This window comes from Agrococcus sp. KRD186, assembly GCF_017168255.1.
Taxonomy (GTDB): domain Bacteria; phylum Actinomycetota; class Actinomycetes; order Actinomycetales; family Microbacteriaceae; genus Agrococcus.
The window spans coordinates 2,938,171-2,951,174 of record NZ_JABFAP010000001.1; the positions used below are offsets into that span (position 1 = coordinate 2,938,171).

General features: G+C 72.5%; 11 protein-coding genes, 1 tRNA gene and 1 riboswitch. Of the genes, 6 read left to right on the forward strand and 6 right to left on the reverse strand.

The annotated features are described in order from the left end of the window. Nucleotides 1-8 precede the first annotated feature (8 nt). On the reverse strand, nucleotides 9-1,142 hold the full coding sequence (locus J1M46_RS14270) for an AI-2E family transporter (RefSeq protein ID WP_206448387.1): 1,134 nt from the start codon (nucleotides 1,140-1,142) through the stop codon (nucleotides 9-11). A gap of 79 nt (nucleotides 1,143-1,221) precedes the next feature. Then, the gene (locus J1M46_RS14275) at nucleotides 1,222-2,118 is read right to left on the reverse strand and encodes a LysR substrate-binding domain-containing protein (protein ID WP_206448388.1); all 897 of its coding nucleotides are present in this window, start codon (nucleotides 2,116-2,118) and stop codon (nucleotides 1,222-1,224) included. A 172-nt stretch (nucleotides 2,119-2,290) separates the two neighbouring features. Between J1M46_RS14275 and J1M46_RS14280 the strand changes: the two genes are divergently transcribed. Beyond that, the gene (locus tag J1M46_RS14280) at nucleotides 2,291-5,827 is read left to right on the forward strand and encodes a bifunctional proline dehydrogenase/L-glutamate gamma-semialdehyde dehydrogenase (RefSeq protein WP_206448389.1); all 3,537 of its coding nucleotides are present in this window, start codon (nucleotides 2,291-2,293) and stop codon (nucleotides 5,825-5,827) included. A 225-nt stretch (nucleotides 5,828-6,052) separates the two neighbouring features. Here J1M46_RS14280 and J1M46_RS14285 read toward each other — a convergent pair whose 3' ends face one another. Continuing rightward, the gene (locus tag J1M46_RS14285; RefSeq protein WP_206448390.1) at nucleotides 6,053-6,823 is read right to left on the reverse strand and encodes an SDR family NAD(P)-dependent oxidoreductase; all 771 of its coding nucleotides are present in this window, start codon (nucleotides 6,821-6,823) and stop codon (nucleotides 6,053-6,055) included. Between the two features lie 140 nt (nucleotides 6,824-6,963). Continuing rightward, a riboswitch (ZMP/ZTP riboswitch) is annotated at nucleotides 6,964-7,055 on the forward strand. 43 nt (nucleotides 7,056-7,098) lie between these two features. Between J1M46_RS14285 and glyA the strand changes: the two genes are divergently transcribed. Further along, nucleotides 7,099-8,445: a serine hydroxymethyltransferase gene (glyA, locus tag J1M46_RS14290; RefSeq protein WP_342384397.1), complete on the forward strand. Its 1,347-nt coding sequence runs from the start codon at nucleotides 7,099-7,101 to the stop codon at nucleotides 8,443-8,445. Beyond that, the gene (locus tag J1M46_RS14295) at nucleotides 8,442-9,329 is read left to right on the forward strand and encodes a bifunctional methylenetetrahydrofolate dehydrogenase/methenyltetrahydrofolate cyclohydrolase (protein WP_206448392.1); all 888 of its coding nucleotides are present in this window, start codon (nucleotides 8,442-8,444) and stop codon (nucleotides 9,327-9,329) included. The genes glyA and J1M46_RS14295 overlap by 4 nt, the downstream gene beginning before the upstream one ends. A 19-nt stretch (nucleotides 9,330-9,348) precedes the next feature. Here J1M46_RS14295 and J1M46_RS14300 read toward each other — a convergent pair whose 3' ends face one another. Both J1M46_RS14300 and J1M46_RS14305 read right to left on the reverse strand, forming a co-directional pair. Beyond that, a complete protein-coding gene (locus tag J1M46_RS14300) occupies nucleotides 9,349-9,843 on the reverse strand; it encodes an SRPBCC domain-containing protein (protein ID WP_206448393.1) in 495 nt (164 codons plus the stop codon). Nucleotides 9,844-9,913: 70 nt separating this feature from the next. After that, nucleotides 9,914-10,450: a gamma carbonic anhydrase family protein gene (locus J1M46_RS14305; protein ID WP_206448394.1), complete on the reverse strand. Its 537-nt coding sequence runs from the start codon at nucleotides 10,448-10,450 to the stop codon at nucleotides 9,914-9,916. Between the two features lie 78 nt (nucleotides 10,451-10,528). Between J1M46_RS14305 and J1M46_RS14310 the strand changes: the two genes are divergently transcribed. Further along, on the forward strand, nucleotides 10,529-10,909 hold the full coding sequence (locus tag J1M46_RS14310; protein ID WP_206448395.1) for an A1S_2505 family phage non-structural protein: 381 nt from the start codon (nucleotides 10,529-10,531) through the stop codon (nucleotides 10,907-10,909). Nucleotides 10,910-10,931: 22 nt separating this feature from the next. Further along, a tRNA-Leu gene (locus J1M46_RS14315) sits at nucleotides 10,932-11,005 on the forward strand. Between the two features lie 33 nt (nucleotides 11,006-11,038). Here the strand turns inward: J1M46_RS14315 and J1M46_RS14320 are convergent. Next, entirely contained in the window at nucleotides 11,039-11,875 is an 837-nt protein-coding gene (locus tag J1M46_RS14320; RefSeq protein WP_206448396.1) for an SDR family oxidoreductase, read from the reverse strand. Nucleotides 11,876-12,035: 160 nt separating this feature from the next. Between J1M46_RS14320 and J1M46_RS14325 the strand changes: the two genes are divergently transcribed. Then, nucleotides 12,036-12,968, forward strand: a complete 933-nt coding sequence (locus J1M46_RS14325; RefSeq protein WP_206448397.1) for an aldose 1-epimerase family protein — start codon at nucleotides 12,036-12,038, stop codon at nucleotides 12,966-12,968. Nucleotides 12,969-13,004 lie beyond the last annotated feature (36 nt).

Consider the following 13,004-nt stretch of genomic DNA (forward strand, 5'->3'; position numbering starts at 1 on the left):
CGCATCCGTCAGGCGAGCTCCGGCCGCTTCTGCCGGAACGCGCGCGCGGGCTGATCGTCGCCATCCCACACCTGCGTGATGCCCCACGCCACCGCGGCGATCGGCACCGAGAGCACCGCGCCCACGATGCCGGCGAGCACGGTGCCGATGGTGAGGGCGATGAGGATGACGAGGGCGTGCAGCTTGAGCGAGCGGCCCATGACCACCGGCTGCAGGAAGTTGCCCTCGAGCTGGTTCACGACGATGACCCCGCCCAGCACGATCAGCGCAGTGGGCAGGTCGTTGGCGACGAGCGCGACGAGCGTCGCGAGCGCCCCGGCGAGCGTGGCGCCGACCATCGGGATGAAGGCGAGCAGGAAGACGAGCACAGCGAGCGGCAGCGCGAGCGGCACCTGCAGGATCCAGAGCACGAGGCCGATGCCCACGGCGTCGACGGCTGCGACGATGGCGGTGCCGCGCACGTAGCCGCCGAGCGTTTCGACGGTCTTGCCACCGATGCGCTTGCCGCGCGCGTATGCCTCCCCCTCGAAGGGGCGCAGCAGGAACTCCCAGATGCGCGGGCCGTCCTTGAGGAAGAAGAACAGCACGACGATCATCAGCACGAGCCCGGTGGCGAAGCTCGCGGCGGCGCTCACGCCCGCCAGCGCACCGGAGCCGAACTGCGCGCTGGTGAGGAAGTCGACCAGGGCGTCGCGTGCGCCGATGAGCTGGTCGTCCGTGGGGGCGAACGGCAGCGTCGCGACCCATTCCACGACCCGGTCGAAACCCGCGTTCGCCTGCTCGATGAGCTCGCCGATCTGGTCTCGCACCGCGTTGACGATGAGCCACACCACGCCGCCGAGCACGAGGACGATCGCCAGCAGGGCGATGATCGTCGCGAGCACGGCCGGCACGCCCTTGCGTCGCATCCACCGCATCACGGGGGAGAAGGCGGAGGCGAGGATCAGCGCGAGCATGACGGGGATGATGACGACCGTCAGCTGCGTCATCGCGAAGATCGCACCGACGACCACGACGAGCACCAGGATGGTCTGCAGCGCGCGGGTCGCGAGGCGGCCGAACGTGTCGGCCCACAGTGACAAGGGCGCACGGACGGGTGGCTCGGCGACCACGATCGGGTGCTTCCGGGTGAACAGGCCCACGGGTCTCCTTCGGGTGCGTGCTCCCACGCTACCGAGCCTCGCCTGCGAGGTGGGCCTGCGGCAGCGCGCGGGGGAGCGATCAGTCGGGGGCGACGTCGGCGGGCACCGCGCCGCGCAGCGCCTCGCGCACCGCGGCGATCGCGGGCGAGCCGCTGGAGGCAGCGCGCGCGGCGGTGAAGATCTCGCGCCTGGGCGCGCCCGGCAGCGGCAGTGCGCGGAATCGCACCTCGGTGCCGACCCCGGTGAGGTCATTCATGATCCCGACCGCGTGGCCGGTCTCGATCAGCCGCATCTGCGCCTGCAGGTCGGCGGTCGCGAAGCGCACATCGGGCTCGAAGCCGGCCACCCGGCACTGCTGCTCGCCGAAGTGGCGCGAGGCCGCGCCGGCCGGCTCCATCACCCAGGGGTGGGATGCTGCATCGGCGAGGGTGCGGATGTCGCTGCCGGGCGGCACGGCCAGCCGCAGCGCATCCGTCATCAGCACCTCGCGGTCGAGCCCCAGATGCTGCGGCGCCGCGTGGCCCGGGTATTGCTCGGCGACCACCAGGTCGAAGTCGCCCACGTGGGTGTCGTAGAGCGCGGTCTCGGGCTCGCGCTGCACCATCTCGATCCGCAGCTCGGGGGCGGTGTCGGCGAGGATGCGCAGCATGCCGGGCACGAGCGAGAGCGCCGCCGACTGGAACACCGCGATGCGCACCGTGCCGATGGGGCGGCCGAGTGATGCCGCGACCGCGCGCTCGGCGGTCTCCAGCTCGTCCAGCACCCGCTCGGCATGCTGGGCGAGCAGCTCGCCCTGCGGGGTCAGCGCCAGTCGGCGACCCTGCTTGTGGGTGAGGGGCACGCCGACCTCGCGCTCGAGCGCGCTGAGCTGCTGCGAGACGGCACTCGGCGCGTAGGCGAGGGCCGCGGCGACCGCCGCGATCGTGCCGCGCAGCCGCAGCTCGCGCAGCAGCCGGAGCCGTCGAACCTCGAGCATCGTCGGCCTCCCGCAGACCAGCAGCCAAAGCATCACTCAACGTGATGCATATTCATCGTGAACCGTCACTGTACCTGAACGATGGTTGCGGGCAAACTGGCCGCGACGCGCATGTCGGCGCGCACCACACCCACGCGGGCACGCCCGCGGCACGGCGAGAGAGGGCAGCAGCATGGGCGCAGCCGCCACCGAGAAGGACACCGAGCTGGAGGCGCTGCAGGCGCTCGCTCCCGAGATCGTCGCGCAGGTGCGCACATGGCTCGAGGCCGCAGCGCAGATTCCCGCCGACGCGAGCGCCGAGCAGCTCGCCGGGGTGCTGAACGACCCCAAGGGCCTCGACTTCGCGGTCGCCTTCGTCGACGGCGTCGTGCGCCCCGAGGATGTGCACGTGGCCGCCCGCACGCTGCGCGAGATCGCCGGCGACGCGCCCGCGTTCCTGCCCTGGCCGATGCGCCAGGCGCTCAAGCTCGGCGGCGGCGTCGCCCCGCTCGCCCCGCACATCGTGGTGCCGATCGCGCGCCGGGTGCTGCGCGAGATGGTCGGCCACCTCATCATCGACGCGACCGACGCCCGCCTCGGCGCCGCGATCAAGCGCATCCGCGCCACCGGTGCCCGCCTGAACGTCAACCTGCTCGGTGAGTACGTGCTCGGCGGCCGTGAGGCGAAGCGCCGCATCGACGGCAAGATGGCGCTCATCGAGCGCGACGACGTCGACTACGTCTCGATCAAGGTCTCGGCCACCACCGCGCCCCACCAGCCGTGGGCCTTCGACGCGCACGTCGAGCACGTGGTCGAGCGGCTGCTGCCCCTCTACCGCCGCGCGGCCGAGACCGGCACCTTCATCAACCTCGACATGGAGGAGTACAAGGACCTCGAGATGACCATGGCGGTCTTCATGCGGATCCTCGCCGAGCCCGGCCTCGAGCAGTACCGCGGCGGCATCGTGCTGCAGGCCTACCTGCCCGACGCGCTGCCGGCCATGCAGCGCCTGCAGGCGTGGGCGGCCGAGCGCGTCGCGAACGGCGGCGGCAACGTCAAGGTGCGCCTGGTGAAGGGCGCGAACCTGCCGATGGAGCGCGTCGAGGCCTCGATCCACGACTGGCCGCTCGCCACCTGGCACACGAAGCAGGACAGCGACACGCACTACAAGCGCGTGCTGACCTGGGCGCTCACGCCCGAGCGCATCGCCAACGTCGAGCTCGGCGTCGCCGGCCACAACCTCTTCGACGTCGCCTTCGCCTGGCTGCTGGGCAAGCAGCGCGGCGTCACACGCGGGGTCGAGTTCGAGATGCTGCTGGGCATGGCGCAGGGCCAGGCCGAGGTGGTGCGCCGCGACGTGGGCGGCCTGCTGCTCTACACGCCGGTCGTGCACCCGAACGAGTTCGACGTCGCGATCGCCTACCTGATCCGCCGCCTCGAGGAGGGCGCGAGCCGCGAGAACTTCATGTCGGCCGTGTTCGAGCTGGCGACCTCACAGGCGCTGTTCGAGCGTGAGAAGGATCGCTTCCTCGCCTCGCTCTCCGGCCTCGCCGCCGCGGCGCCCGCCAGCCACCGGGTGCAGAACAGGGCGGATGCGGTGGTGCCGGCCACAGAGGAGGGGTTCCGCAACGCTCCCGACACCGACCCCTCGCTGCCCGCCAACCAGGCATGGGCGGCCGGCATCCGCGAGCGCGCGAAGGACTCGCGCCTGGGCGTCGACGCCGTCGAGGCGGCCACGCTGCGCGACGCCGAGGCGCTGGAGGCGGTCATCGAGACCGGCATCGCCGCGAACGACTCCTGGCGCTCGCTCTCGGGCGACGAGCGCGCCGAGATCCTGCACCGCGCAGGCGTCGAGCTCGAACTTCGCCGCGGCGAGCTGATGGAGGTCGCGGCCAGCGAGGCCGGCAAGACCCTCGACCAGTCCGACCCAGAGGTGAGCGAGGCGATCGACTTCGCCCACTACTACGCAGAGCGCGCCCGCGACCTCGACCGCGTCGACGGCGCCGTCGCGGTGCCCTCGCGGCTGATCGCCGTCACCCCGCCGTGGAACTTCCCCATCGCCATCCCCGCAGGCTCGACGCTCGCGGCGCTCGCGAGCGGCGCATCCGTCATCATCAAGCCCGCCCGCGCCACCGCGCGCACCGGTGCGACGATGGTCGAGGCGCTCTGGGCGGCCGGCGTGCCGAAGGACGTGCTGCAGCTCGTGCAGCTGGGCGAGCGCTCGCTCGGCGACCAGCTGATCGGCGACCCGCGCGTCGACCGCGTCATCCTCACCGGCGGCTTCGAGACCGCCCAGGCCTTCCGGCGCATCCGCCCCGACCTCAACCTGCTGGCCGAGACGAGCGGCAAGAACGCCATCATCGTGATGCCCTCTGCCGACTTCGACCTCGCCGCGAAGGACATCGTGGCGAGCGCCTTCGGCCACGCCGGCCAGAAGTGCTCGGCGGCCTCGCTCGCCATCCTGGTCGGGCAGGCCGGCACGTCGAAGCGCCTGCACAACCAGATCGTCGACGGCGTGCGCTCGCTCGAGACCGGCTACCCGTGGCACGCGACGAGCCAGATGGGGCCGATCGTCGCACCCGCAGAGGGCAAGCTGCTCGACGGCCTCACCAAGCTGGGTGAGGGCGAGTCGTGGATCGTCAAGCCCGAGCGGCTCGACGAGACGGGCAAGCTCTGGTCGCCCGGCCTGCGCGCCGGCGTGCAGCGCGGCAGCGAGTACCACCTGACCGAGTACTTCGGCCCGATCCTCGGCATCATGCGCGTCGACACCCTCGAGGAGGCCATCGCGCTCGTCAACGAGGTCGACTACGGGCTCACCTCGGGCATCCACTCGCTTGACCCCGCCGAGATCGGGCAGTGGCTGGGCACCATCCAGGCCGGCAACCTCTACGTCAACCGCGGCATCACCGGCGCGATCGTGCAGCGCCAGCCCTTCGGCGGCTGGAAGCGCTCGGTCGTCGGCCCAACCACCAAGGCCGGCGGCCCGAGCTACCTGATGCCGCTGGTCGACTGGGTCTCGGCCGAGGCGCGCGAGACGGCGCCGATCGAGCTGCACGCGGTGCAGACGCTCGTCGACGCGGTCGCGTCGGTGGCGACGACGGGTGCGACCGCGAGGTCGACGACCGAGGCGACGGCGGATGCGTCGAGCTCGGCCACGACGGACTCCTCCGTCACGCGCGCCGAGGCCGACGCGCTCCGCCGCGCGGCCGGCTCCGACCAGCACGTGTGGGCCGGCGAGCTGGGTGTCGCCCGCGATGTGCAGCAGCTGCTCGCCGAGCGCGACATCCTGCGCCACCTGCCGATGCCGAACGTCGTCATCCGGCTGGCCGAGGGCGCACGGCTCGTGCAGCTCGCCCGCACCGTGGCTGCCGCGCTCCGCGCCGGCGCAGACGTGCACGTGTCGACCGCGATCGAGCCCGCGCCCGCGGTGCGCGCGGCGCTCGCGGCGGCCGGGGTTCCGGTGGAGGTGCAGGACGACGCCGGCTTCGCGCGTGCGGCGACGCGCCTGCCGCAGGGACGCATCCGCTACCTGGCCGCCGAGGCGACGGTCGCCGAGGGCGTGCGCGCGCTGGCGGAGGCGGTCGAGGGCCGCCCCGACCTCGCGATCGTGTCGCACCCGGTGACGGAGGCGGGCCGCGTGGAGCTGCTGCCGTTCCTGCGCGAGCAGGCGGTCGCGATCACGGCGCACCGCTTCGGCACGCCCAACCACCTCACCGACCACCTCATCTAGCGGCCGCGGCAGCTGCGGAAGGGGCCGGGATCTCGCGATTCCGGCCCCTTCGCCGTCCGCGGACCCCTTCGCCGCTCCACGGACCCCTCCGGGCGGACCGCCCTCGCCACGTGGACCTCTGCGGGATCAGGGGACCCGCCAGGACGGGACCTGCGATCCAGAACAGGTCCACTTGCGAACGCGATGCGCTCGCGCCAGACGCCCGTCCGGCGAGCCGCGCGGCGCTCAGCCCGCGAACCAGCCGCCGTCGTTCGGGATGATCGCGCCGTTGACGTTGCTCGCCGCATCGGAGGCGAGGAACGCGATCAGGTTCGCCTGCTCGATCGGCTGGGCCACACGCTGCGCCGACTGGTGCACGGGAGTGATGGCCGCCATCGACTCCTGGTCGATGTGCTGCTGGATGTCCTCGGTCATCACGTTCGTCTCGACGCCGCCCGGCGCCACCGCGTTCGCGCGGATGCCCCGCTTCGCGTACGTGTATGCCGTATTGCGGGTGAGGCCGACGACCGCGTGCTTCGAGGCGGTGTAGGCCGCGCCGGCCGCCGCACCGCGGATGCCCGCTGCGCTCGCGACGTTCACGATCGAGCCGCCGCCGGCCGGCAGCATCGCCCGCAGCGCCGCGCGCGTGAGGAAGAACGGGCCGTCGAGGTTGACGCGCATGATGCGCCGCCAGATGTCGTCCTCGGTGGTCGCGGCGCCGGCGAAGCGATCCATGATGCCGGCGTTGTTCACCAGCACGTCGAGCTTCCCGTGGCGCTCGACGGCTGCCGAGACGATCGAGTCGGCGACGGCGGCGTCGCCGATGTCGCCCACCACGGCGGATGCGGTGCCGCCGCCGGCCTCGATGCTCGCGACGGTCTCGTGCGCGGTCTCGGCGATGTCGCTCACGACGACCGTCGCGCCCAGGCTCGCGAAGAGCTCGCACGTTGCCTTGCCGATGCCACTGCCGCCACCGGTGATGATGGCGACCTTGCCGGTGAGATCGATGACGTTCATGGGATCCTCCTGGAGATCTGAGATGTGCTCACGAGTCTGCGCGCGCGACCTGTGGTTGTCGTATGGGATCGCCCCGGCGCCGCGCACCTCGCGATCCAGAAGGGGTCCACCCGCGCGCGGTGGCGCACGCGGGATACGATGAGTGCGGCCGTGACTGGCGCATTGGTGGAGCACCACCGGGGAGCGGCCGATCTGTGGTGAACGCCATGGGCCGCGCGCCTGGGCCGCAGCACACCAGCCAGCGACGCGCGCGAGCGCACAGCGAAGGAGCACCCGTGACCGACCGCCTGCCCAGCACGTTCAACTCGCCGCTCAGCGAGGTCGACCCTGAGATCGCCGAGGTCCTGCAGCAGGAGCTGAACCGCCAGCGCGACTACCTCGAGATGATCGCCAGCGAGAACTTCGTGCCCGTCGCGGTGCTCGAATCCGCCGGCAGCGTGCTCACCAACAAGTACGCCGAGGGCTACCCGGGTCGCCGCTACTACGGCGGCTGCGAGTACGTCGACGTCGCCGAGCAGCTGGCGATCGACCGCGCGAAGGCGCTCTTCGGCGCCGAGTTCGCCAACGTGCAGCCCCACTCGGGCGCCACCGCGAACGCCGCCGTGCTGCACGCGATCGCGCGCCCCGGCGACACCGTGCTGGGCCTCTCGCTCGACCACGGCGGCCACCTCACGCACGGCATGAAGATCAACTTCTCCGGCCGCCTGTACGACATCGTCGCCTACGGCGTCGACGAGACCACCAGCCAGGTCGACATGGAGGAGGTGCGCCGCCTCGCGCTCGAGCACAAGCCCAAGGTGATCGTCGCCGGCTGGTCGGCCTACCCGCGCCAGCTCGACTTCGCCGCCTTCCGCGCGATCGCCGACGAGGTGGGCGCGCTGCTGTGGGTCGACATGGCGCACTTCGCCGGCCTCGTCGCCGCGGGCCTGCACCCCAACCCGGTGCCGCACGCGCACGTGGTCTCCTCGACCGTGCACAAGACCATCGGTGGCCCCCGCTCGGGCTTCATCCTCACGAACGACGCCGACATCGCCAAGAAGATCAACTCGGGCGTCTTCCCGGGCCAGCAGGGCGGCCCGCTGATGCACGTGATCGCCGCGAAGGCCACCGCGTTCAAGCTCGCCGCGAGCGACGAGTTCAAGGAGCGCCAGGAGCGCACCCTGCGCGGCGCGCACATCCTCGCCGAGCGGCTCATGCAGCAGGACGTGGCGGATGCGGGCATCACGGTGCGCTCGAACGGCACCGACGTGCACCTGGTCCTGGTCGACCTGCGCGACGCCGCCATCGACGGCAAGCAGGCGGAGGATCTCCTGCACGAGATCCGCATCACCGTCAACCGCAACGCGGTGCCCAACGACCCGCGCCCGCCGATGGTCACGAGCGGCCTGCGCATCGGCACGCCCGCGCTCGCGACCCGCGGCTTCGGCGACGAGGAGTTCACCGAGGTGGCCGACGTCATCGCGCTCGCGCTGCTGCCGGGCGCCGACCCCGAGCCGCTGCGCGCCCGCGTGGCGAAGCTCGCCGACGCCTTCCCGCTCTACCCGGGCGTGGGCCCCTCCGGCCAGCCGACGGCGGTGCACGACCTCGGCTCCTCCGTCAGCCAGGGCGGCGACCACCGATGACCGCACGGCTCCTCGACGGCAACGCCACCGCATCCGCCATCAAGGCAGAGCTGAAGGAGCGGGTGGATGCGCTCGCGTCGAAGGGCATGACGCCGGGCCTCGGCACGCTGCTGGTCGGGGACGACCCGGGCAGCCAGTCCTACGTGAAGGGCAAGCACCGCGACTGCGCCGAGGTGGGCATCGAGTCGATCCGCGTCGACCTGCCCACGGGCGCCTCGACCGCCGACGTGCGGAAGGCGATCGCCGACCTCAACTCGGCGCGCGAGGTGACCGGCTACATCATCCAGCTGCCGCTGCCCGACGGACACGACGAGAAGGCGATGCTGGAGCTGATGGATCCCGACAAGGATGCCGACGGCCTGCACCCGACCAACCTCGGCCGGCTGGTGCTGGGCGTCGACGGCCCGATCGACTCGCCGCTGCCGTGCACGCCTGCGGGCATCGTGCAGATGCTGCGCCGGCACGACATCGAGATCGCAGGCTCGACGGTCGCCATCGTCGGCCGCGGCCTCACGGTCGGCCGTCCGCTCGGCCTGCTGCTGACCCGCAAGGGCATCGACGCGACGGTGACGCTGTGCCACTCGCGCACGCCCGAGCTCGCCGCCCAGGTGCGGGAGGCCGACATCGTCGTGGCCGCCGTGGGCGTGCCGGGGCTGATCAAGGCCGACTGGGTCAAGCCCGGCGCCGCGGTGCTCGATGTGGGCATCACGCGCGGCCTCTCGGCCGAGACCGGCAAGGTGAAGCTGCTCGGCGATGTCGACCCGGGCGTGAAGGATGTCGCGGCGTGGGTCTCGCCCGTGCCCGGCGGTGTGGGCCCGATGACGCGCGTCATGCTGCTCGACAACGTGGTGCAGATGGCCGAGCACCGGGTGCGCTCGCGCTGACCCGGATGCGACGGATGCGTCAGCCGGCGTACGCGTCGCGCAGCGCCGGGTAGTAGTCGTCCCACGCGGGCATCGGCTCGCCGGCGATCGCGGCGACCAGCCGGTCGAGGTACCACTCCCAGCCGGCGCCCACGTCGGGCAGCATCGACAGCGGCAGCTCGTGGTGCGAGAAGCGGATGAGCGTGCCGGAGCCGGGCTCGTGCCCGCCGTCGACGAGCTCGACCTCGAGGCTCCAGCTGCCCGAGTCGTCGGTGGTCTGCACGATCAGGTGCTCGGGCGGCGTGCACTCGAGGATCTCGACGGCGCTCGTCGACTCCCCGTCCTCGGCGGTCATCGACAGCACCACCTCGCCCGAGTCGGGCTCGCCGACGTAGTTCGCGAACCAGATGCCCAGCTCGCGCGACTCCGACAGGAACGGCCACACCGCGATGGCGTCGGCTCCCACCTTGCGCTCGAGCGTCAGCTCGCACATCTCGCCGTGCTCGGTGACGGTGCCCGTCCGTTGGATCGCCATCTCGGTCTCCTCCCCGTGGGGCCGAGCCTACGCATCCGCCCGCCTGGCCCGCCAGGGCCTTCGGGCGGCGTCAGTGCCCGATGGCCTCGACGTAGACCTCGATGCGCTTCGCGTAGGTCTCGGCGTTGCGCTCGATGCCGCGCCGCTCGTCCTCGGTGGTCTCGCGCCGCACCTTGCCGGGCACGCCCGCGACGAGCGAGTGCTCGGGGATGACGGTGCCCTCGGTGACGAGCGCGCCGGCGGCGATGATCGAGCCGGTGCCGATGACCGCGCCGTTCATGACCGTCGCGTGCATGCCGATCAGCACGTCGTCCTCGACGGTGCAGCCGTGCACGACGGCGTTGTGGCCGATCGAGACGCGCGCGCCGATCGTGAGCGGCGAGCCGTGGTCGACGTGCAGCGAGCAGGAGTCCTGCACGTTCGAGTCGTCGCCGATCACGACGGGCTCCTCCTCGGCGCGGATGGAGGCGCCGGGCCAGATGCCGACGCGCTCGCCGAGCGAGACCTGCCCTGCGATGACGGCGCCCGGCATCACCAGCGCCGACTTCGGCAGGTGCGGCACGCGGTCGGGCAGCGGGATGATCGTGGCGCGGTCGTGGACAGTCATGGCGCCAGCGTACGCCGAAGGGCGGGGGTGGGGCGGATGCGGCTGGTCGCGCGAGCGCTGCGGGTGCACCATGGGTGCATGGTCGCCCCTGCCCGCATCGAGTCGCTCGAGCCGCACCAGGTGTTCGTCTTCGGCTCGAACGCCGAGGGGATGCACGCCGCCGGCGCCGCCCGCACCGCGCACGAGCGCTTCGGTGCGGTCTGGGGGCAGGGCAGCGGTCTGCAGGGGCAGTCGTACGGCGTCGACACGATGAGCGGGCTCGGCACCATCGAGCGCGAGGTGACCGAGCTGCTCGCGTTCGCCGCCGGGCACCCCGAGCTCGAGTTCCTCGTCACCGAGATCGGCTGCGGCATCGCCGGCCACACACCGGGCCAGATCGCGCCGCTGTTCCGCGGCGCGCCGGCCAATGTGCTGCTGCCGCAGCGCTTCGCGGCCGTGCTGGCGGCCGAGTCGGCGTAGCGTAGGGGCGGGCGCGCGCCCGGCCCCCGTAGCCCAACTGGCAGAGGCAGCGGACTTAAAATCCGCCAAGTCTGGGTTCGAACCCCAGTGGGGGCACCCGCGCCAGCTGCCCGCAGCGGGTCGGTCGGCTCAATGCACCAGCAGCTCGCGCAGGCTGATCGGCCTGCTGCCGGTGAGCAGCTCGACGTCGCCGCTGACGCGCGCGAACCGGCCCTCGGCGATGGCGGTGTAGGTCGTGATCCAGCCCTCGATCTGCCACCCGGGCGCGTTGAAGTGCGCGCGCGAGCGACGGGCCTCCTCGACCGTCTCGTCGAGGTAGCGGATGCGTCGTCCTGCGGCCGCCGACAGGGTCTCGACGATCTCGGCGAACGAGAGCGCCTCCGGCCCGGTCATGTCGTAGATGCGGCCCGCGTGCGCTGCCGGGTCGCGCAGCACGGCGGCCGCGGAGCGTGCGACGTCGAGCTTGGCGACCGCCGCGACCCGCCCCTGGCCCGCGGGCGCCCGGAGGAGGCCGTCGGCATCCGGCAGCAGCGCCAGGAAGTCGAGGTAGAAGCTGTCGCGCAGCATCGTCCAGGCCATGCCGCTGGCGCGGATCGCCTCCTCGGTCGCGAAGTGGTCGCGGGCGTAGGTGAAGACAGCATCGGTGGCCGCCGTCTGGAAGGAGGTGTAGACGATGTGCTCGACACCCGCCGCGGCCGCCGCCGCCACGAAGTCGAGCTGCTGCTGCAGCCACCCCTCCTCCTCGCCGGCCGAGACCATCAGCAGCGTCGACACGCCTTCGAGCGCAGCCTGATCGCGGTCGCCGTACGAGCTCTGCATGACGACCGCGTCGGGCAGCTGGGGCGCACGCTCGGGCGCGCGGGCCAGCAGGCGCAGGGGAGTGCCGCCTCGTGCGAGCTCCTCCGAGGTGAGCCGCCCGACCGCTCCGGTGGCGCCAGTGATCGCCAATGCGGGTGCGTCAGTCATGCTCATCGGGCCTTCCGGTTCAGTGCTGGCGAGGCGCGCCAAGGAGCGAGCGTACGCGCCCGTCCGGCGCGCGCCCCGCGCACTCGGCCCGCTTCAGCCAACGCTGGGGGAGTGCTCGGCGGGTGGCGCTCAGCCAGCGGCGCATCGGTAGGCTCGCGGCATGCGACCGCCCACCGGAGAGCAGTTCATCATCGCCCGCAGCGTCGACGGCCGGCAGCTGCGCGCCGTCGTGACGGAGGTCGCGGCGGGGCTGCGCGAGCTGGTCTTCGACGGCGTCGACCTGGTCGAGCCGTTCCCCGAGCACGCCCGCCCCGCGAAGGCGCAGGGCATCGTGCTCGCCCCCTGGGGCGGCCGAGTCGCCGGCGGCGACTGGCGGCACGAGGGCACGACGCAGCAGCTCGCCATCACCGAGCGCGACAAGGGCAACGCCAGCCACGGCCTGCTGCGCTTCGCGCCCTACCGGCTGCTCGAGCACACCGAGTCGAAGGTGGTGCTGGCGGCGACCATCCATCCGCAGACCGGCTGGCCGTTCCTGCTCGACACCACGATCGCGTACGAGCTCACCGACGACGGCCTGCTGGTGACGCACGAGGCGACCAACGTCGGCACCGAGCGCGCGCCGTGGGCGTGCGGCGCGCATCCGTACCTCGCCGTCGGCGACACCGCACCGGGCGAGCTGACGCTCACGGTGCCCGCCGCCCGGGTGTTCAACGCGGAGGGGCTCATCCCCACCGAGGAGACCCTGGTGGATGCGATGGATGCGTCGGCGCCCGACCTGCGCGGCGGCCGCCGCCTGGCGGAGCTCGACATCGACGCGAACTATGCGGGGCTGGAGTTCGTCGGCGGGGTGGCCACCTCGTCGCTCCTCGACGCGGGTGGCCGCGGGGCGGAGCTGTGGCAGGACTCGGCCTACCCCTTCGCGGTGGTCTTCACCCCCAGCAGCTTCCCGGCCGCGGCAGGCCCGAAGCACGCGGCGGCGGTCGAGCCGATGAGCGCGCCCGCGAACGCGCTCAACAGCGGCACGGGCCTCGTCTGGCTCGAGCCGGGCGAGCGCTGGATCGGCCACTGGGGCATCGAGCCCGTCGGCTTCTGACCGGCGCGTCCTGGCCGGCGCGACGCCACCGCCGCG

Bases quoted from the DNA above. Each gene is read 5' to 3' on its own strand.
- J1M46_RS14295 (WP_206448392.1), top strand. From the start codon at position 8,442: ATGACCGCACGGCTCCTCGACGGCAACGCCACCGCATCCGCCATCAAG.
- J1M46_RS14310 (WP_206448395.1), top strand. From the start codon at position 10,529: ATGGTCGCCCCTGCCCGCATCGAGTCGCTCGAGCCGCACCAGGTGTTC.
- J1M46_RS14285 (WP_206448390.1), bottom strand. From the start codon at position 6,823: ATGAACGTCATCGATCTCACCGGCAAGGTCGCCATCATCACCGGTGGC.
- J1M46_RS14300 (WP_206448393.1), bottom strand. From the start codon at position 9,843: ATGGCGATCCAACGGACGGGCACCGTCACCGAGCACGGCGAGATGTGC.
- J1M46_RS14280 (WP_206448389.1), top strand. From the start codon at position 2,291: ATGGGCGCAGCCGCCACCGAGAAGGACACCGAGCTGGAGGCGCTGCAG.
- J1M46_RS14325 (WP_206448397.1), top strand. From the start codon at position 12,036: ATGCGACCGCCCACCGGAGAGCAGTTCATCATCGCCCGCAGCGTCGAC.
- J1M46_RS14320 (WP_206448396.1), bottom strand. From the start codon at position 11,875: ATGACTGACGCACCCGCATTGGCGATCACTGGCGCCACCGGAGCGGTC.
- J1M46_RS14275 (WP_206448388.1), bottom strand. From the start codon at position 2,118: ATGCTCGAGGTTCGACGGCTCCGGCTGCTGCGCGAGCTGCGGCTGCGC.
- J1M46_RS14305 (WP_206448394.1), bottom strand. From the start codon at position 10,450: ATGACTGTCCACGACCGCGCCACGATCATCCCGCTGCCCGACCGCGTG.